This is a genomic window from Actinomycetospora lutea (genome assembly GCF_028737205.1).
Lineage (GTDB): Bacteria > Actinomycetota > Actinomycetes > Mycobacteriales > Pseudonocardiaceae > Actinomycetospora > Actinomycetospora lutea.
This window is the reverse complement of the sequence record NZ_JAQZAL010000016.1, coordinates 45,805-65,088: the sequence shown is the minus strand read 5'-3', so window position 1 is coordinate 65,088 and position 19,284 is coordinate 45,805. Positions and strand designations below refer to the sequence as shown.

The following is a 19,284-nucleotide window of genomic DNA, read 5'->3' as shown; positions in this document are numbered from 1 at the left end:
ACCGGCGAGGTTACGCCCGGCGCTCGTCGTTCCCGGCGGTCGACTCGGTGCCCGCGTCGGTGCCCGGCTCGGTCGGCTCGGGTGACTCCTCCGACCCCGTGGCCTTCTCCGACCCCGTGGCCTCCTCCGACCCCGCGGCCTGCCGGTCGCGCAGACGGGCGATCCGCATCCGGGTGGCCTCGAGCTCGCGCTGGTGCTCGCGCACCGCGGCGACCTCGTCCGGGGTCGGCATGTCGATCCGCCCCTCGCTGGCGGCGGCGACGCGGCCGAGGTCGCGGGGGCGCACGCCGACCAGCGCCACCTCGCCCTCGTCGCGGCCGACCGCGCGCACCCAGCCCCGCTCGGCGACCCGCAGCGTCACGACGTCGTCCCACGGCACCCGGCGCGAGCCCCACGCGAGCAGCACCCGCAGGGCCGTCCCGTCGACGATCGTGCGCGTGCGTACGAGCCACCAGGCCGGCAGGAGCGGGAGCAGGAACAGCAGGAACCAGGCGCCGCCCTGGAACGCGATGGGCGACAGGCCGATGACCACGAACCCCACGGCGACCAGCGCCACCAGTGGCACCGGCCGGAACGTCGCGGGCCCGGTCGCCGTGGGCGCCGGGCCGTCGGCCGTCTGCTCGCTCGTCACCCTGCGATGGTGCCAGTGCGACCCGGTTTGACGCCGTCCAGACCGGCCACCTACTCTCGTCGCCGTGATCCAGCGGCGAATTCTCGTAATCCCGGGGCGCGTCAGCGCCTGACGGGTCGCTTCACCTGCGCCCGCCGCGAGAACCCTGCTGACGCGCCTGCCCTCCCCGCCTCCAGGCGGTGGGGGCTTTTTCATGTTCGGCCCCTGATCCGGATCGACCCACCGAGGTGGACCACCCGATGACCACAGCCAGACCGGCGCCCCCCGGCACCACGGGTCCGGCCGCGAACGGCGCCGAGACCCGGCGTCCCGCCCCGCGGACCGGTGCGCCCAGCGAGCAGCAGGACACCAACCTGCAGGCTCCCGTGCAGCAGGACGCGACCCGTCCCACGCACGTCGACCCGTCCCCGGCCACCGGCGCGCAGTCGCTGGTGCGCTCGCTCGAGGCCGTCGGCTGCGACGTCGTCTTCGGCATCCCGGGCGGCGCGATCCTCCCCGCGTACGACCCCCTCTTCGACTCCCGGCTCGTGCGCCACGTCCTCGTGCGCCACGAGCAGGGCGCCGGCCACGCGGCCACCGGCTACGCCCAGGCCACGGGGCGGGTCGGGGTGTGCATCGCGACGTCCGGGCCCGGGGCGACGAACCTCGTCACCCCGCTCGCGGACGCGATGCTCGACTCGGTGCCCGTCGTCGCGATCACCGGGCAGGTGGGCCGCAAGCTCATCGGGACCGACGCGTTCCAGGAAGCCGACATCTGCGGCATCACGATGCCGATCACCAAGCACAACATGCTGGTCACCGACCCGGCGGACATCCCGCGCGCGATCGCCGAGGCGTTCCACATCGCGGCGAGCGGGCGTCCGGGTCCGGTCCTGGTCGACCTGCCCAAGGACGTCCTGCAGGCCCAGACCACCTTCAGCTGGCCGGTCGAGACCCGGCTGCCCGGCTACCGGCCGACCACCCGGCCGCACAGCAAGCAGATCCGGGAGGCCGCCCGCCTGATCGGCGAGGCGCGTCGTCCCGTCCTCTACGTCGGCGGCGGTGTGATCAAGGCCGAGGCCTCCACCGAGCTCGCGGACCTCGCCGACGAGACCGGCGCGCCCGTGGTCACCACCCTCATGGCCCGCGGCGCCTTCCCCGACGGCCACCGCCAGAACCTGGGGATGCCGGGCATGCACGGGACGGTCGCCGCCGTCGCCGCGATGCAGAAGGCGGATCTGCTGATCGCCCTCGGGACGCGGTTCGACGACCGCGTCACCGGTGACCTGTCGACGTTCGCCCCCGAGGCGAAGGTCGTCCACGCCGACGTCGATCCCGCCGAGATCGGCAAGAACCGCGTCGCGGACGTGCCGATCGTGGGCGACGCCCGCGAGGTCATCACCGAGCTGACGGCGGCGCTGCGCACCGCCGACGACGGCGGCCGCGAGGCCCGCGCCGAGCGGCTCCTGCCCTGGTGGGACCAGCTCGAGCGCTGGCGCCAGACGTTCCCGCTCGGGTACGACGACCCGGCCGACGGCACGCTCTCGCCCGAGTACGTCATCGAGCGGATCGGGGCCATCGCGGGCCCGGACGCGATCTACTCGGCCGGCGTGGGCCAGCACCAGATGTGGGCCGCGCAGTTCATCCGCTACGAGAAGCCGCGCACGTGGCTCAACTCCGGCGGCGCCGGGACCATGGGCTACGGCGTGCCCGCCGCGATGGGGGCCAAGGTCGGCTGCCCGGACACCACGGTGTGGTGCATCGACGGCGACGGCTGCTTCCAGATGACCAACCAGGAGCTCGCGACCTGCGCGATCGAGGGCATCCCGATCAAGGTCGCGGTCATCAACAACGGCAACCTCGGCATGGTCCGCCAATGGCAGACCCTGTTCTACGACGAGCGCTACTCGAACACCGAGCTCGGCACGCACAAGCACCGCGTGCCCGACTTCGTGCTGCTCGCCCAGGCGCTCGGCTGCGAGGGGCTGCGCTGCGAGTCGAAGGACGACGTCGACCGCGTCATCGCGCAGGCCATGGCGATCGACGACCGCCCGGTCGTCATCGACTTCACCGTCGGCGCCGACGCGCAGGTCTGGCCGATGGTCGCCGCCGGCACGGGCAACGACCAGATCATGGCCGCCCGCGACATCCGTCCCCTGTTCGACGACCCCGAAGCGGGCGGATCCGACGAGGTGCCCGCATGACCACCACGCACACCCTCTCGGTCCTCGTCGAGGACAAGCCCGGCGTGCTCGCCCGCATCTCGGGGCTGTTCTCCCGGCGCGGTTACAACATCCAGTCGCTCGCCGTGGGGCCCACCGAGGAGGAGGGGATCTCGCGCATGACGATCTGCGTGACGGTCGACGACTTCCCCCTCGAGCAGGTCACCAAGCAGCTCAACAAGCTCGTCCACGTCATCAAGATCGTGGAGCTGGAGCCGGCGACGTCGGTGCAGCGCGAGCTCGTGATGATGAAGATCCGGGCCGACGCGAGCGTGCGCTCGCAGGTGCTCGAGGTGACGCAGATGTTCCGCGCCAAGGTCGTCGACGTCTCGCCCGAGGCGGTCACCGTCGAGGCCACGGGCACCGAGGACAAGCTCAACGCGCTGCGCCGCATGCTCGAGCCCTACGGGCTCCGCGAGATCGTGCAGTCGGGGATGGTCGCGCTGGCCCGTGGGCCGCGCTCCATCGCCGCGCACCACCGCTAGGTTCGTTCTCCCAGCTACGAGATATCTGTCAGTCGTATCCGGAAGGAAGTAGTCCCGCATCATGAGTGCCCCGACCACCGGCGCAGAGTCCACTGGATCGGCGGAGGTCTTCTACGACTCCGACGCCGACCTCTCGATCATCCAGGGGCGCAAGGTCGCCGTCATCGGCTACGGCAGCCAGGGCCACGCCCACGCGCTGTCGTTGCGCGACTCGGGCGTCGACGTGCGGGTCGGCCTGCCGGAGGCGTCGAAGAGCCGTGCCGGCGCGCAGGAGGAGGGGTTGCGCGTCGTCACGCCCGCCGAGGCCGCCGCCGAGGCCGACGTGATCATGATCCTGGCGCCGGACACGAAGCAGCGCTTCATCTACTCGCAGGACATCGCGCCGAACCTGGAGTCGGGCAACGCGATCTTCTTCGGGCACGGCTTCAACATCCGCTACGACCTGATCCAGCCGCCGAAGGACATCGACGTGGCCATGGTCGCGCCGAAGGGCCCGGGCCACCTCGTCCGCCGCCAGTTCGTCGACGGCAAGGGCGTGCCGTGCCTCATCGCCGTCGAGCAGGACGCCACCGGCGGCGCCCAGGCGCTCGCGCTGTCCTACGCCGCGGCCATCGGCGGCGCCCGCGCGGGCGTCATCAAGACGACGTTCACCGAGGAGACCGAGACCGACCTCTTCGGCGAGCAGGCCGTGCTCTGCGGCGGCACGTCGGCGCTGGTCCAGGCCGGGTTCGAGACGCTCGTCGAGGCCGGCTACCAGCCCGAGATCGCCTACTTCGAGTGCCTGCACGAGCTCAAGCTGATCGTCGACCTCATGTACGAGAACGGCATCTGGGGCCAGCGCTACTCGATCAGCGACACCGCCGAGTACGGCGACCTCACCCGCGGCCCGCGCATCGTGAACAACGCGGTCAAGGAGGAGATGCGCAAGATCCTGGGCGAGATCCAGGACGGCACCTTCGCCCGCGAGTGGGTGGCCGAGGACGACAACGGCCGCCCGAACTTCCAGAAGCTCGAGGACGAGGGCAAGGCGCACCAGATCGAGAAGGTCGGCGCCAAGCTCCGCGGCCTCATGCCCTGGATGGCGCGCCCCACCAACTGAGCCGTCCGGGGGAGCGCCGGGAACCAACGAACGGCGCTCTCGCTGCTTCCGATGCAGCGAGAGCGCCGTTCGTTCGTCGGTGGGCGACCCTGTGAATCGGTTCACGACGGGTCGGTACGCTCGCCGCGAGTGCGGGACGATGCCCCGCGAGCACGTCGGCGTGTGAGACATCGGTACCCGTGCAGGGCTCGTCGGCGTGGACCGACCGCCGACCCCCGGGAGCGATCACACGTGACCACCGCCGCCAGCTTGCCCGTCGTCCTGATGGCCGAGAAGCTCGCGCCGTCGACGCTGGAGGTGTTCGGCGACGAGGTCGAGATCCGGACCGTCGACGGCACCGACCGGCCCGCGCTGCTCGAGGCCGTCGTCGACGCCGACGCGCTGCTCGTCCGGTCCGCGACGCAGGTCGACGCCGAGGTCTTCGCCGCCGCCAAGCGGCTGAAGATCGTGGGCCGCGCGGGCGTCGGGCTCGACAACGTCGAGGTCCCCGCGGCCACGGCCCAGGGCGTCATGGTGGTCAACGCGCCGACCTCGAACATCGTCTCCGCCGCGGAGCACGCCCTCGCACTGCTGCTGGCCACCGCCCGTCACATCCCGCAGGCGGATGCGAGCCTGCGGGGCGGCAAGTGGGAGCGCAGCAAGCTCTCCGGCGTCGAGATCCAGGGCAAGACGGTCGGCGTCATCGGTCTGGGCAAGATCGGCCAGCTGTTCGCGGCGCGCATCGCCGCGTTCGGCACGCACGTCATCGCCTATGACCCCTACCTGCCGCAGGCGCGCGCGACGCAGCTGGGCATCGAGCTCGTGGAGCTCGACGAGCTGCTCGCCCGCGCCGACATGATGACCATCCACCTGCCGAAGACCCCGGAGACCCAGGGCCTCATCGGCAAGGAGGCGCTGGCCAAGACCAAGCCGGGCGTCATCATCATCAACGCCGCGCGCGGCGGGCTCGTCGACGAGGACGCGCTGGCCGAGGCCGTGCGCTCGGGGCACGTCGCCGGCGCCGGCATCGACGTCTACGTCACCGAGCCGACCACCTCCAGCCCGCTCTTCGAGCTCCCGCAGGTGACGGTGACGCCGCACCTCGGTGCGTCCACCGCCGAGGCGCAGGACCGCGCGGGCACCGACGTCGCGCACTCCGTGCTCGCCGGCCTGCGCGGCGACTTCGTCCCCGACGCGGTCAACGTCTCCGGCGGCGCGGTCGGCGAGGAGGTCCGGCCCTGGCTGGGCATCACCCAGAAGCTGGGCACCCTGCTCTCCGACCTGGTCGGCGCCCCGAGCGAGCTGCAGGTCCAGGTGCGCGGCGAGCTGGCCCACGAGGACGTCTCGGTGCTCTCGCTGGCCGCGCTGCGCGGGGTGTTCGGCGAGGTCGTCGACGAGCCGGTCACCTTCGTCAACGCCCCGGCCCTGGCCGCCGAGCGCGGGGTCACCGCCACCGTCGAGACGGCGACCGAGAGCCCGAACCACCGCAGCATGGTCACGCTGCGGGCCGTGCGCGACGACGGCGAGGCGGTCACCGTCTCCGGCACGCTGACCGGTGCCGACGAGGTCGAGAAGCTGGTCGAGATCAACGGCCGCAGCTTCGACCTGCGCGCCGAGGGCCACGTGCTGCTCTTCGAGTACTCCGACCGTCCGGGCGCCATGGGCACCGTCGGCACGCTGCTCGGCGAGTCGAACGTGAACATCGAGGCCGCGCAGCTCTCGCAGCTGCGCGACCGCAGCTCGTCGATCATGCTCCTGCGCGTCGACCGGGCGGTCGCCCCCGAGCTGCTCGAGCCGATCGGGACGGCGCTCGACGCGCGGACGACGAGGCTGATCAGTTTCGGCTGATCCGTCCGACGAGACAGTGGTTCGGCTGATCCGCTGATCGGCCGCGGCCGAGTCGCCGATCTTCGTTGCGTCCGGCGGGGGAGTGGTCCGAATGTCAAACCCCGCCGGACGCAGCAACCCCGTCGCACACCGCGTTCCCACGATCCGGCGATCCGGTTCCGTGATCGACCGACACGCCTAGTAGTCTCCCCGGGTCGGCCCCGGTCACCCCGTCGCGGGGCGGCCCGCTCGTGGAGGTTGGTGCGGATGCGACTCGCGGTGGTGCCCGGCGACGGCATCGGTCCCGAGGTCGTCGGTGAAGCCCTCAAGGTGCTGGACGAGGTCGCTCCTTCGGTGGAGACCACCCAGTACGACCTCGGAGCCGCGCGCTGGCACTCGACGGGGGAGCTGTTGCCCGAGTCGGTGCTCTCCGAGCTGCGCGAGCACGACGCGATCCTGCTCGGCGCGGTCGGCGACCCGTCGGTGCCCAGCGGGATCCTCGAGCGCGGGCTGCTGCTGCGCCTGCGCTTCGAGCTCGACCACCACGTCAACCTGCGGCCCGCCCGGCTCTACCCGGGCGTGCGCGGGCCGCTGGCCGGCAACGCCGAGATCGACCTGGTCGTCGTCCGCGAGGGCACCGAGGGGCCGTACGCCGGCACCGGCGGCCTGCTGCGCAAGGACACGCCGCAGGAGATCGCCACCGAGGTCAGCGTCAACACGGCGTTCGGTGTCGAGCGGGTCGTGCGCGACGCGTTCACCCGGGCGGCGGCGCGTCCGCGGCGCAAGCTGACGCTGGTGCACAAGACCAACGTGCTGACCCACGCCGGGTCGCTCTGGTCGCGCGTGGTCGAGGAGGTCTCGCTCGAGCACCCCGAGGTCTCGGTCGACTACCAGCACGTCGACTCGACGACGATCCACCTGATCACCGACCCGTCGCGCTACGACGTGATCGTCACCGACAACCTGTTCGGCGACATCCTCACCGACCTCGCCGCGGCGGTCACCGGGGGCATCGGGCTGGCGGCGTCGGGCAACCTCGACGTCTCGCGCGCCAACCCGAGCATGTTCGAGCCGGTGCACGGCTCCGCGCCCGACATCGCCGGCAAGGGCATCGCCGACCCGACCGCCGCGATCCTGTCGGTGGCCCTGCTGCTCGACCACCTGGGTGAGCCCGAGCTCGCCCGGCGCGTCGAGGCGGCGGTGGCCTTCGACCTCGCGACCCGCGACCACGGGAACCCGGGCGGCACCCACGCCGTCGGCGACCGCCTCGCGGCCCTCGTCTCCTCCGCCGCGGGCACCCGCACCCCGGCCTAGTCAGCCGGATAGGGTCGGCGGTCGTGCGCCTCGCCCGGATCGCCCACGCCGACGGAGTCTCGTTCGCCGCGCTGCAGTCGCCGACCACGGCCGGCGGTGAGCCCGGTGGCGGGGACGTGTGCGCCGAGATCGCCGAGCATCCCTTCGGCGACCCGACCTTCACGGGCCGGACGTGGCCGCTCGCCGACGTGCGGGTGCTCGCGCCGATCCTGCCCACCAAGGTCGTCTGCATCGGTAAGAACTACGCCGCGCACGTCGACGAGATGGGCGGCGAGGCCCCGCCGGCCCCGCTGATCTTCATGAAGCCCTCGACCAGCGTCATCGGGCCCGGCCTGCCGATCCTGCTGCCGCCGGACTCGCAGCGCGTCGACTTCGAGGGCGAGCTCGCCGTCGTCATCGGCATGCCGTGCCGCGACGTGCCCGAGGCCCGCGCCCGCGACGTCGTGCTCGGCTACACCGTCGCCAACGACGTCACGGCGCGCGACCTCCAGCAGGCCGACGGCCAGTGGACGCGCGCCAAGGGCTACGACTCGTTCTGCCCCCTCGGGCCGTGGATCGAGACGACGGTCGACCCCGACGACCTCGCGATCCGCACCGAGCTGGACGGCGAGGTCCGCCAGGACTCGCGCACCCATCTGCTGCTGCACCCGATCGACGAGCTCATCGCCTACATCTCGCGGGTGATGACGCTGCTGCCCGGCGACGTGATCCTCACCGGCACCCCGGCCGGCGTCGGGCCGATGACCGCGGGCCAGCAGGTCAGCGTCACCGTCGAGGGCATCGGCACCCTGACCAACCCCGTCCAGGCGCGATAGCGGCCTCGTACCCTGGCCGGGATCGAACGTCCGAAGGAGCACGTGCAGGTGGTGGAGACGGCCGGGACACCGGAGCCGGACTGGGTGTCGACGATGGCCGACGAGGTCGTCGAGCGGGCCGGGCCTGGCCAGAAGATCGTCTGCGCCTCGGGGCTGTCCCCGTCGGGCCCGATCCACCTGGGCAACCTGCGCGAGGTCATGACGCCGCACCTCGTCGCCGACGAGATCCGCCGCCGCGGGTACGACTGCGAGCACCTCGTCTCGTGGGACGACTACGACCGCTACCGCCGCGTGCCCGCCGGCATCGACCCGGCGTGGGAGGAGCACATCGGCAAGCCGCTGTCCGAGGTCCCGGCCCCGCTCGGCAGCCCGTTCGCGAACTGGGCCGAGCACTTCAAGGCCCCGATGATCGCCGCGCTGACCGACCTCGGCGTGCCGTGGCGCGGCATCAGCCAGACCGCGATGTACACCTCGGGCGCGTACCGCGACCAGGTCCTGCTGGCCATGCGCGAGCGGGCACGCATCGACGGCATCCTCGGCCGGTTCCGCACGAAGAAGAAGGACGTCCCGGAGGACGACGAGGACGTCGTGACGAGCGCCGAGTACTTCCCGTTCAAGCCCTACTGCGGGGCCTGCGGGCGCGACGACACGACGATCACCGCCTACGACGACGACACCACCGAGATGACCTACACGTGCGCGTGCGGGTTCTCCGAGACGGTGCTGCTGCGCGAGTTCACCCGCGGCAAGCTGGTGTGGAAGGTCGACTGGCCGATGCGCTGGGCGTACGAGGGCGTCCATTTCGAGCCCTCCGGGGTCGACCACTCCTCGCCCGGGTCGTCGTACCAGGTCGGCGGGCTGATCGTGGACGAGGTCTTCGGCGGCGAGGCGCCGATCGGGCCGATGTACGCGTTCGTCGGGATCACCGGCCAGGCGAAGATGTCCAGCTCGCGCGGCTCGGTGCCGACACCCGGCGACGCCCTGGAGATCCTCGAGGTGCCGGTGCTGCGCTGGCAGTTCGCGCGCCGCCGGCCCAACCAGGCCATCAAGGTCGCGTTCGACCAGGAGATCCACCGCCTCTACGACGAGTGGGACGCCCTCGAGCGCAAGGTCGCCGCGGGGACCGCGGGCGGGATCGAGACCACCGGCCACGTCCGCGCCGTGACCACCGCCGAGCGCGAGCTGCCCCGCACCCCGGAGCCGGTGGCGTACCGGACGCTGGCCTCGGTCGTGGACGTCACGGCCGGCGACCCGGCCCAGCTCGAGCGCATCCTCGCCGGCCTCGGCGCCACGCCGGAGGGCGCCCGCCCGCGCCTCGACCGCGCCATCCGGTGGGTCGAGAACTACATGCCCGACGAGGCCCACACGCGCCTGCGCGACGAGCCCGACACCGCGCTGCTCGCCTCGCTCGACGACCAGGACCGCGAGGCCGTCGCGATGCTGCGCGACCACCTCACCGACGACTGGTCGCTCGACGGCCTGACGACCCTGGTCTACGGCGTGCCCAAGAAGCAGGCCGGGCTGCCGCTGGACGTCAAGCCGACCGACGAGCTCAAGGCCGCCCAGCGCCGCTTCTTCGTCGTCGTCTACCAGCTGCTCGTCGGCGCCGACACCGGCCCGCGCCTGCCCACGCTGCTGCTCGCCGCGGGCCCCGACCGCGTCCGGACCCTGCTCGGGGGCTGAGCCGCGCGCGCGTCGGCGCAGCGAGGGAGTCCCTCGCTGCCTGCCACGCAGCGAGGGAGTCCCTCGCTCCCCGAGGTACCCCGCACCCCGAGGGACCCCGGTCCCGGGGCGCGCTCGCTACCGCAGGAAGCCGCCGAGCACGCCGCCCACGCCGCCGTGGCCGGCCTGCTCGCCGCCGCCCTGACCGCCGACGCCGCCGACCGGCACCTCCTCGGACGGCTGGACGATCACGAAGCCGTGGCCGCCGAAGGTCATCGTGAACGCCTCGCCCGTGGTGCGTCCGAGCAGCGTGCCGAGCCCGACCTGGTCGGCGCGGTGCACCCCGACCTGCAGGCCCGCCGACCACGCGACGGCGGCCTGCGGGTCGGCGTAGGTCGGCTGGTCGACGTTGAGCACGACCGGCGTGCCCTTGCACGTGATGGCGAGGCGCCCGCGGCCGGAGAAGACGCAGTTGAACAGGCCCGCGCCCGACATCGACCCGGCACCGGAGACCATCTGGATGTCGTAGGAGAGCGCCGGCTCGAAGGCCAGCACGTTCTTCCCGTTGATCGACAGCGCGTCGTGCGGGCCCTCGAGGTCGATGAGGTGGACGTCCTGGGCCGCGTCGGCCAGGAACACGTCGCCGCGCCCGCTGACCTTCATCAGCGGCACGCCCTCCCCGGTGAGCTGCTTCTTGAGGAAGCCGCCGATCCCGCCCGAGCCCAGGGCCTCGAACCGCACGTCGCCCTGGAAGGCGACCATCGACCCCTGCCGGGCGAGGAACTCGCCCGCCAGCTCGACCTTGAGCATCTTCGAGTTCTGCAGGCGCAGGCCCGGCTGGGCCGACTCCTGCTCCTGGTTCTCCGGGGCGAAGAGGTTGCTGCGCACGCCGGGAGTGTGTCAGTGCCGCGCCGCGAAGACGACGGCCTCGTCGACGGACGAGCGACGACGTGCGCCACGACGGGCGGTGGCGCGCGCGGACGCGGACCGCACGGCACGATCACCGCCATGCCCGACCCCGCCGGCGACCCCGCCCTGCCCCTCGACGGCGTCCTCGTCGTGGCCTGCGAGCAGGCCGTGGCGGCCCCGCTCGCGACCCGCCACCTCGCCGACCTCGGCGCCCGCGTCATCAAGGTCGAACGACCGGGGCGCGGGGACTTCGCCCGCGACTACGACACGGTCGTCGGCGGGCTCTCCAGCCACTTCGTCTGGCTCAACCGCGGCAAGGAGAGCGTGACGCTCGACCTCAAGGACCCGGACGCGATCGCCGACCTGCACCGGATCCTCGCGCGCGCCGACGTCTTCGTGCAGAACTTCGCGCCCGGCGCGGCCGAGCGCCTCGGGCTCGGCGCCGAGGACCTGCGCCGGGAGCACCCGCGGCTCGTGCACTGCAGCATCTCGGGCTACGGGTCGGCGGGCCCGTACCGCGACGCCAAGGCCTACGACCTGCTGATCCAGGCCGAGACCGGGCTCGTGACGATGACCGGCACGCCCGAGCACCCGGCCAAGGCGGGCATCCCCGCCGCCGACATCGGCGCCGGGATGTACGCGTTCTCCGGGATCCTGGCCGCGCTCTACGAGCGGGAGCGCACGGGCGAGGGGACGGCGCTCGAGGTCAGCCTGTTCGACGCGCTGAGCGAGTGGATGGGCTTCCCGCTCACCTACGCCGCGGGCGCCGGGCGCGCGCCGCAGCGCGCGGGCACGTCCCACCCCGCGATCGCCCCGTACGGCTCGTTCACCGCGGGCGACGGCACCGAGGTCGTGCTCGCGATCCAGAACGAGCGCGAGTGGGTGCGGTTCTGCGCCGCGGTCCTCGGCGACGAGGGGATCGCGACCGACGAGCGCTTCGCCACCGGGTCCGCCCGCGTCGAGCACCGCCCCGCGCTGCACACGGTGATCGACGCGGTGCTCGGCGGGCTCGACGGCGAGGAGGTCGTCGCCCGGCTCGTGCGTGCCGACATCGCCCACGCCCGCCGGCGCGACCTCGTCGGCGACGACGGCGTGCTCACCCACCCCCAGCACCTCGCCCGCGACCGCTGGCGCACCGTCGGCTCGCCGGCGGGCGAGGTCCCCGCGCTCGTGCCGCCGATCGGGCTCGGCCGCGGGGGCACCGGGCGCCCGCTGCGCATGGGCCCGGTCCCCGACGTCGGCGAGCACACCGACGCCGTCCTTTCCGAGTTCCGGAAGAACTGACGACTCCCGGTTGTCCTCGCGGGTCGGGTGCGCTTCCCTCGCACCCCATGGCCGACCGGACAGCAGCACCGTCGCGCAGGAGCATCTTCACGGCGAGCTTCGTCGGCACGTCGATCGAGTGGTACGACTACTACATCTTCGGCACCGCCGCGGCGCTGGTGTTCGGGAGCCTCTTCTTCCCGCAGTTCTCCTCGGTGGCGGGCACGCTCGCCGCGTTCGCCACGTTCGCGGTCGGCTTCATCGCCCGCCCGCTGGGCGCCGCGGTCATCGGGCACTACGGCGACCGCCTCGGCCGCAAGGCCATGCTCGTGCTGACCCTGCTGCTCACCGGCGGCGCGACCGCGCTGATCGGCCTGCTGCCGACCTACGCGGCCATCGGCATCGGCGCCCCGCTGCTGCTCGTGCTGCTGCGCCTCCTGCAGGGCTTCGGGGTCGGCGGCGAGTGGGGCGGGGCGGTGCTCATCGCCACCGAGCACGCGACCAGCCGCCGGCGCGCGGTCTACGGCAGCTTCGCGCAGTTCGGCGTGCCGATCGGCGTCCTGACCTCCAACCTCGCCTTCCTCGCCGTCGCCGGGCTGCCCGACGAGGCGTTCCGGTCGTGGGGCTGGCGCGTCCCGTTCCTGCTCTCGGTGGTGCTCGTGGTGGTCGGCTTCGTCGTGCGCAGCCGCCTGCAGGACGCGCCGGAGTTCGAGGCGGTGAAGCGCAACCGGGAGACGAGCACGGTGCCCGTCGCCGAGCTCGTCCGCCGGCACCCGCGGACGCTCGTGCTGGCGAGCCTGGCCTCGATCGCGCCGCCTGCGATCGGCTACACGGTGATCGTCTACATGCTGAGCTACGGCACCACGGTCCTCGACTACGAGCGCACCACCCTGCTCACGCTGATCATGCTCTCGACCGTGGTGTGGGTCGCGACGATCGTCGGGGCGGCGGTGCTCTCCGACCGGATCGGCTCGCGGCCGGTGTACGTCGCCGGCGCCATCACCGCGGTGCTCTGGCCGCTGCCGATGTTCGCGCTGGTCAACACGGGCTCGGCGGCCCTCGCCGGGCTCGCGTTCGCCGTGGCCGCCGTCGTGCAGGGCATCATGGCCGGCGCGCAGGGCGGGCTGTTCAGCGAGATCTTCCCGGTGCGCGTGCGCTACAGCGGGATCTCCATCGCCTACCAGATCGGCGGCATGGTCGGCGGCGCCGTGACCCCGATCGTCGCCACCGCGCTGTTCGGCGCCACCGGCTCGTCGACCCCGATCGCCCTCTACGTCGCGGCCCTCTCGCTGCTGACCCTGCTCGCGGTGTTCGGTCTGCGGGAGGGCTCGGCGCGCACGCAGGAGGTCGCCACCGGGGGGACACGGCATCAGCCGAATTGATGTCGATCATTCTCGATCGCAGTTTCTCCGCCCGGTGACGCCATTCCTACGATCGATCCCGTGCGGATCCCGGTGTCACGGCTCGACGAGTTCCCCCCGGGGGAACGCCGCATCGTCGAGGCGGGTCGGAAGTCGATCGGCGTGTTCCGCGTCGGTGACCGCTTCTACGCGCTGAACAACCACTGCCCCCACCAGGGCGGGCCGCTCTGCCTCGGACGCACCGCGCCGTGGGTGCGGTCCACCGCGCCCGGCGACTACCGCGTCGACGGCGACCACGCGCTGGTGGCGTGCCCCTGGCACGGATGGGAGTACGACCTCGCGACCGGGCAGTCGTTCCTGGGCCCGGGCGAGCCGCCGGTCCGCACCTACGGGGTCTCGGTGGGGGCCAGGGAGGCCGGCCGGGAGCCGGGCCCGTACGTGGTCGAGACGTACCCGGTGCACGTCGAGGACGCCTGGGTCGTGGTGGACACCGCGACCCGCGGGGAGGAATCCGCATGACCGTCACGGACACGACAGCCCAGCCCACCGACCGGCCCGCGCGGGCGCGCACGTCCCGGACCCTGGTCGACGCCGACATCCACCCGCACGCGCTCGCCCCGCACATCGCGGCGCGGCTCGCGCCGGCGCACCGGCGGCGCTGGGAGATGTTCGGCAGCCGCGTGCTCGCGCCGCCGGAGATCTACCCGCGGGTGCGCAACGCCGGGTTCCGCATCGACGCCTGGCCGCCCGGCGGGTTCCCCGGCAGCGACCTCGGGATGGTGCGCCGCCAGCTGCTCGACGAGTTCGACGTCGACCACGGCGTCCTCATCCCGCTGCAGGGCCACAGCTGGGGCGTCGAGGCGCCCGAGTACGCGGCCGCGCTGTGCGGGGCGCTCAACACCTGGCTGCGCGAGGAGTGGCTCGACCCCGAGCCGCGGCTGCGCAGCTCGATCGCCATCCCGCACGAGGCCCCGGACCTGGCCGCGGACGAGATCCGGCGCCACGCCGACGACCCCGGGTTCGTCCAGGTGCTGCTCTCGACCGGGACGGAGCTCTCCCTCGGGCGCCGCAACTACTGGCCGATCTACGCCGCGGCCGCGGAGGCCGGCCTCCCGCTCGCCGCGCACACCGGCGGGCTCGCGCAGCACCGCTCCGCGGGCTGGCCGTCGTTCTACCTCGAGGAGCACGTCTGGAACGGCAACACCATGGCGTCGCTGCTGACGAGCTTCCTGCTCGAGGGCGTCTTCCAGGAGTTCCCGTCCCTGCAGCTCGTGCTCGTCGAGGGCGGGATCGCGTGGGCCGGGCCGCTGCTCTGGGCGCTCGACCAGGCGTGGTCGACGCTGCGCGAGGACGTCCCGCACTTGACCCGGCCGCCGTCGGAGATCGTGCGCGAGCACGTCTGGTTCACCACGCAGCCGATCGAGGAGCCCGACGACCCGGGGCACCTCGAGATCGCGCTGCGCCACCTCGACATGGACGACCGCATCCTGTTCGCCTCGGACTACCCGCACTGGGACTTCGACTCGCCGCGCCACGCGCCCCGGGCCTTCCCGGCGGCGATCCGCGACACCGTCATGGGGGCGAACGCCTGCCGCCTCTACGGCCTGCCGGTGCGGGGGAGCGCGTGAGCGCGCCGGCCCTGACCGGCTGGGTCGACACCGACGTCCACGTCGCGCCGGCGCACCTCGACGTGCTCGCCGGCTCCTTCGACGACTACTGGCGCGGCTACGTCGTCGACGCGGGCCTCGCGCTCTCGCCGACCCAGGCCGGCGCGTACCCGCCGGCCGCACCGACGAGCGCGACGCCGCAGGCGCGCGCCGCGGGCCTGCTGCCGGCCGCGGGCACGGTCGACGCGCTGCGCGAGGCGCTGCTCGACCCGGCCGGCCTCGCCACGGCCGTGCTGAGCTGCACCAGCGCGTTCCCGGTCAACCGCAACCCCTACTACGAGGCGGCCCTGACCCGGGCGGTCAACGACTGGCTGCTCGGGCACTGGCTCGCCGCCGAGCCCCGGCTGCGCGCGAGCATCGTCGTGCCGACCCTGGACACCCGGGCGGCCGTGGCGGAGATCGAGCGGGTGGGGTCGCACCCGGGCGTCGTGCAGGTCCTGCTCCCGGTGCGCACCGACGCGCCGTGGGGCAACGTGCGCCACCGTCCCGTGCTCGAGGCCGCGGCGGCGCACGGGCTGGTCGTCGGCCTGCACGCCTGGGGGCGCGTCGGGCACGCGGGCACCCCGTCGGGGCTGACCCACACCTACATCGAGGACTACCTGACCAACTCCCAGGTGGCCGCCCAGGCCCAGCTGACCAGCCTCGTCGCCGAGGGCGCGTTCGCCGCGGTACCGGAGCTGCGGGTGACGTTCCTGGAGTGCGGCTTCTCCTGGCTCCCGGCGCTGCTGTGGCGCTTCGACAAGGACTGGAAGGGCGTCTGGCGCGAGGTGCCGTGGGTGGCGGGCCGGCCGTCGGAGATCGTGCGCGAGCACGTGCGGTTCACCACCGCGCCGGCCGCGCTCCCGCAGGACCCGGCGCGCATCCGGGAGGTGCTCGAGCTCCTCGGCGGCACCGACGCGCTGCTGTGGGCCAGCGACCACCCCCACGACCACGGGCCCGGCGGGCAGTGGCTGCTCGACGCGCTCACCGACGACGAGCGGACGGCGGTGACCCGCGACAACGCCGTCGCGTGGTACGGGCTGTGACCCTGCCGGGCTTCGCGCAGCAGGACGTCGAGACCGAGCCGGGCGTGCGCATCCGGGCCCACGTCGCGGGCTCGGGGCCGCCGGTGCTGCTCCTGCACGGCTGGCCGCAGACCTCGGCGATGTGGCACGCGATCGCGCCCGACCTGGCCCGCGACCACACCGTCGTGGCCGCCGACCTGCGCGGCTACGGGGCGAGCACCGCCCCGTCCGGCGCGCGGTTCGACAAGCGCGCGATGGCCCGCGACCAGCTCGCGGTGATGGCCGCCCTGGGCCACGAGCGCTTCGCCGTCGTCGGCCACGACCGCGGCGCGCGCTGCGCCTACCGCCTCGCCCTCGACCACCCCGACGCCGTCACCGGGCTCGCCGTGCTCGACGTCCTGCCGACCGGCGACGTGGTCGCGGGCGTCGACGCGGCGTTCGCGCTCTCGGCGTGGCACTGGTTCTTCCTCGCCCAGCCCGGCGGCGTCCCGGAGCGGATGATCCTGGCCGACCCCGACGCCTTCTTCGCCCGTTACGTGCCCGACCCCGCGCCGCACCGGGAGGCGTGGCGGCGTCCCGAGGTCGTCGCGGCCATGTGCGCCGACTACCGCGCCGGCGCGACCGTCGACGCCGCCGACGACGACGCCGACCGCGGGCGTCGCCGGATCGGGTGCCCCACCCTGGTGCTCTGGGGCGCCGCGGGACCCCTCGGCCGCGCGCCCGACGTGGTCGGGACCTGGCGGCGCTGGGCCCCCGCGGCGACCGGCCGGGCCCTCGCCTGCGGCCACCACCCGGCCGAGGAACGCCCCGCGGAGACGCTGGCCGAGCTGCGTCGACTCCTGGGGCGAAGCTTCTCGCCCACCGAGAACGACCGTTGACGGGGCCGCGCCTCCCCCCAGCAGAATCGGGCATGAGCCGCCCCCGCGCGTCGCTGGCCAACCTCGACCTCAACCTCGTGGTCTTCCTGCGGGAGCTGCTCCGCGAACGCAACGTCACCCGTGCCGCCGAGCGGATCGGGGTCACCCAGCCCGCCGCCAGCGCCGCGCTGCTGCGCCTGCGCCGCCACTTCTCCGACGAGCTGCTGGTGCGCAACGGCGCGCAGTTCGTGCTCTCGCCGCTGGCCGAGCAGCTCGCGGGGCAGGTCGAGCCGGTCTGCGAGGGCCTCGAGGCCCTGTTCGTGACCACCGGCGACTTCCGCGCCGACGACTCGCGGCGGGAGTTCACGCTCCTCATGCCCGACTACGTGGTGTGCGCCCTCGGCGAGACGCTGTCGCGCACGATGCACGCGGCCGCGCCGGGCACGCGGCTGCACGTCAAGCTGGTCAACGAGGCGCTGCCGGCCGACCCGCTGGACACCCTGCGCGTGATCGACGGGATCCTGTCCGCCCCGACGCAGGCGCTGCGCACGGCGGGCATCCGCGACCTCGAGCTCTTCCGCGACCGGTGGGTGTGCGTGCTCGACCGCGACAACCCCGCCGCCGACGGGCTTGGGCTGCGCGACCTCGAGGAGCTGCCCTGGGTGGTGCCGCACCACCCCGACGGCGGCTATCCCGCGAGCTACCCGCTGACCCCGCTGCTCGCGCGCCTGTCGCGGCGCCCGCACGTCGCCGTCCGCGTCGACAGCTACCGGGCGACGCCCTACTTCGTGGCCGGCACCGACCGCGTCGCGGTGATGCAGCGGCGTCTCGCCGTCACCTTCGCCGACCGCGCGGACCTGCGCATCGTGCCGTGCCCGGGCGACCCGCCCGAGATCGTGGAGTGCCTGTGGTGGCACCAGCGCCTCGACGACGACCCGGCGCACCGGTGGCTGCGCGGCGTCATCCGGCAGGCGGCGCGGAACGCTCCCGAGATCCCGACGCCCGATCACGGAGTGATCACGGCGCCGAGCCATACACCGGGGTGATGACGTGAATTCGAACTACTGATTGGCCGCCGGCGCGGAATCGTTCGTAGTGTGATTTTCCGCGCGCCGCCGAAGTGCGGTGAATTGACGAGGAGGCTCGGGTGACGACGTCGCTCCCGATCAGTTCGACGCCGGGGCTCTCGCGCCGTCGTTTCCTGCACCGGGCCGGGCTGGCCGCCGCGGTCGGCGCCACCGCGGTGGTCGTGCCGGCGTGCTCGTCGGGCCCGGGCGGGTCGAGCGACAGCGTCACGTTCCTCAACGTCCTGCCGCTCGAGACCCTGTCGTTCACCCCCGAGCTCGTCGCCTCCGCGGGCGGGCACTTCGCCCGCGAGGGCCTCGAGGTGCAGTTCCAGACCACCCGCGGCTCGGCGCAGGCGATCCAGACGCTCATCGCGGGCAGCGCGCTGGTGTCCCGCATCGGCGACATCGAGACGATGATCGCCGTCGGCGAGCGCAACGCGCCGCTGGTCAACGTCAGCACCATGCTGCAGCAGGTCACCGTGCGGATGGTGTCCGCGGCGAGCGCGCCGATCCGCACGCCGGCCGACTTCGCCGGCAAGACGATCGGGCTGCCCTCGCAGGGCGGCACCAGCGAGACCACGCTCGACCTCGTGCTCGCCCGCGGCGGCGTCGACCCCGCGAGCGTGCAGCGCCAGGTCGTCGGCCTCGCGCCGGGCGTGTTCGACCTCGTGGCGCAGGGCCGCATCGCCGCCTACGTCGCCTCGCTCGACACCTCCGAGCAGCTGCGCATCCAGCGCCCCGACGCGGTGGTGTTCAACCCCGCCGACGTCATCGCCAGCGGCGCCCAGCTCTACGCGACCTCGCGCCCGCAGCTCGACGACCCGCGCGGCCGCGACCTCATGACCCGCTACCTGCGCGGCATCCGGTCGGCGGTGAACGCGGTGCTCGCCGACCCCACCGGCGACCAGACGCTCGCGACGATCCGCAGCCGCTTCGACTTCCCGATCCTGCGGGACACCGAGCTGGCGAAGACGAGCCTGCGGGCCTACAGCGCCAACTGGCAGGCGGCGGGGCCGCAGAACCTCATGCGCACCGACCCGGCGCGCTGGCAGGCGACCTACGCCGAGCTGAGCACCGCGGGGGTCATGCCCGGGGGTCTCGCGCCCGACCCCTGGTTCACCAACGAGCTGCTCGGGAGCTGAC

At 73.4% G+C, this 19,284-nt stretch carries 17 protein-coding genes; 15 read left to right on the top strand and 2 right to left on the bottom strand.

The window, feature by feature from the left end:
* Positions 1-10: 10 nt before the first annotated feature.
* Complete coding sequence (locus PHK61_RS18335) at positions 11-631, bottom strand: PH domain-containing protein (RefSeq protein ID WP_274282453.1); 621 nt, start codon at positions 629-631, stop codon at positions 11-13.
* Positions 632-870: 239 nt separating this feature from the next.
* Here PHK61_RS18335 and PHK61_RS18330 point away from each other — a divergent pair, with 239 nt between their 5' ends.
* The 7 genes from PHK61_RS18330 (at position 871) to lysS (ending at position 10,034) form a co-directional block, all read left to right on the top strand.
* The gene (locus PHK61_RS18330) at positions 871-2,814 is read left to right on the top strand and encodes an acetolactate synthase large subunit (RefSeq protein WP_274282452.1); all 1,944 of its coding nucleotides are present in this window, start codon (positions 871-873) and stop codon (positions 2,812-2,814) included.
* Entirely contained in the window at positions 2,811-3,317 is a 507-nt protein-coding gene (gene ilvN / locus PHK61_RS18325; protein ID WP_274282451.1) for an acetolactate synthase small subunit, read from the top strand. Before PHK61_RS18330 ends, ilvN begins: the two co-directional genes overlap by 4 nt.
* 61 nt (positions 3,318-3,378) lie before the next feature.
* Entirely contained in the window at positions 3,379-4,416 is a 1,038-nt protein-coding gene (gene ilvC, locus PHK61_RS18320) for a ketol-acid reductoisomerase (protein WP_274282450.1), read from the top strand.
* A gap of 264 nt (positions 4,417-4,680) precedes the next feature.
* Positions 4,681-6,243, top strand: a complete 1,563-nt coding sequence (gene serA / locus PHK61_RS18315; protein WP_274282538.1) for a phosphoglycerate dehydrogenase — start codon at positions 4,681-4,683, stop codon at positions 6,241-6,243.
* A gap of 246 nt (positions 6,244-6,489) precedes the next feature.
* A complete protein-coding gene (locus tag PHK61_RS18310) occupies positions 6,490-7,536 on the top strand; it encodes a 3-isopropylmalate dehydrogenase (RefSeq protein ID WP_274282449.1) in 1,047 nt (348 codons plus the stop codon).
* Positions 7,537-7,559: 23 nt separating this feature from the next.
* Complete coding sequence (locus PHK61_RS18305) at positions 7,560-8,351, top strand: fumarylacetoacetate hydrolase family protein (protein WP_274282448.1); 792 nt, start codon at positions 7,560-7,562, stop codon at positions 8,349-8,351.
* A gap of 42 nt (positions 8,352-8,393) precedes the next feature.
* Positions 8,394-10,034 carry a lysine--tRNA ligase gene (gene lysS, locus PHK61_RS18300; protein ID WP_274282447.1) on the top strand — a complete coding sequence of 547 codons (1,641 nt, stop codon included), beginning with the start codon at positions 8,394-8,396 and terminating at the stop codon, positions 10,032-10,034.
* A gap of 117 nt (positions 10,035-10,151) precedes the next feature.
* Here lysS and PHK61_RS18295 read toward each other — a convergent pair whose 3' ends face one another.
* A complete protein-coding gene (locus PHK61_RS18295) occupies positions 10,152-10,901 on the bottom strand; it encodes an AIM24 family protein (protein WP_274282446.1) in 750 nt (249 codons plus the stop codon).
* Between the two features lie 120 nt (positions 10,902-11,021).
* Here PHK61_RS18295 and PHK61_RS18290 point away from each other — a divergent pair, with 120 nt between their 5' ends.
* The 8 genes from PHK61_RS18290 to PHK61_RS18255 all read left to right on the top strand — a co-directional run bounded on the left by PHK61_RS18290 (position 11,022) and on the right by PHK61_RS18255 (position 19,283).
* Complete coding sequence (locus PHK61_RS18290) at positions 11,022-12,206, top strand: CaiB/BaiF CoA transferase family protein (RefSeq protein WP_274282445.1); 1,185 nt, start codon at positions 11,022-11,024, stop codon at positions 12,204-12,206.
* Positions 12,207-12,253: 47 nt separating this feature from the next.
* Complete coding sequence (locus tag PHK61_RS18285) at positions 12,254-13,567, top strand: MFS transporter (RefSeq protein ID WP_274282444.1); 1,314 nt, start codon at positions 12,254-12,256, stop codon at positions 13,565-13,567.
* Between the two features lie 60 nt (positions 13,568-13,627).
* Positions 13,628-14,065 carry a Rieske (2Fe-2S) protein gene (locus PHK61_RS18280; protein WP_274282443.1) on the top strand — a complete coding sequence of 146 codons (438 nt, stop codon included), beginning with the start codon at positions 13,628-13,630 and terminating at the stop codon, positions 14,063-14,065.
* Positions 14,062-15,174 (top strand): amidohydrolase family protein, encoded by a 1,113-nt coding sequence (locus PHK61_RS18275; RefSeq protein WP_274282442.1) that lies wholly within the window; start codon positions 14,062-14,064, stop codon positions 15,172-15,174. Before PHK61_RS18280 ends, PHK61_RS18275 begins: the two co-directional genes overlap by 4 nt.
* Positions 15,171-16,238: an amidohydrolase family protein gene (locus PHK61_RS18270; RefSeq protein ID WP_274282441.1), complete on the top strand. Its 1,068-nt coding sequence runs from the start codon at positions 15,171-15,173 to the stop codon at positions 16,236-16,238. The genes PHK61_RS18275 and PHK61_RS18270 overlap by 4 nt, the downstream gene beginning before the upstream one ends.
* On the top strand, positions 16,235-17,095 hold the full coding sequence (locus tag PHK61_RS18265; protein WP_274282440.1) for an alpha/beta fold hydrolase: 861 nt from the start codon (positions 16,235-16,237) through the stop codon (positions 17,093-17,095). The genes PHK61_RS18270 and PHK61_RS18265 overlap by 4 nt, the downstream gene beginning before the upstream one ends.
* A gap of 32 nt (positions 17,096-17,127) precedes the next feature.
* Positions 17,128-18,120, top strand: a complete 993-nt coding sequence (locus PHK61_RS18260) for a LysR family transcriptional regulator (RefSeq protein WP_274282439.1) — start codon at positions 17,128-17,130, stop codon at positions 18,118-18,120.
* Positions 18,121-18,221: 101 nt separating this feature from the next.
* Positions 18,222-19,283, top strand: coding sequence for an ABC transporter substrate-binding protein (locus PHK61_RS18255; RefSeq protein ID WP_274282438.1), 1,062 nt, complete (start codon positions 18,222-18,224; stop codon positions 19,281-19,283).
* The last annotated feature ends 1 nt before the right edge of the window (position 19,284 follow it).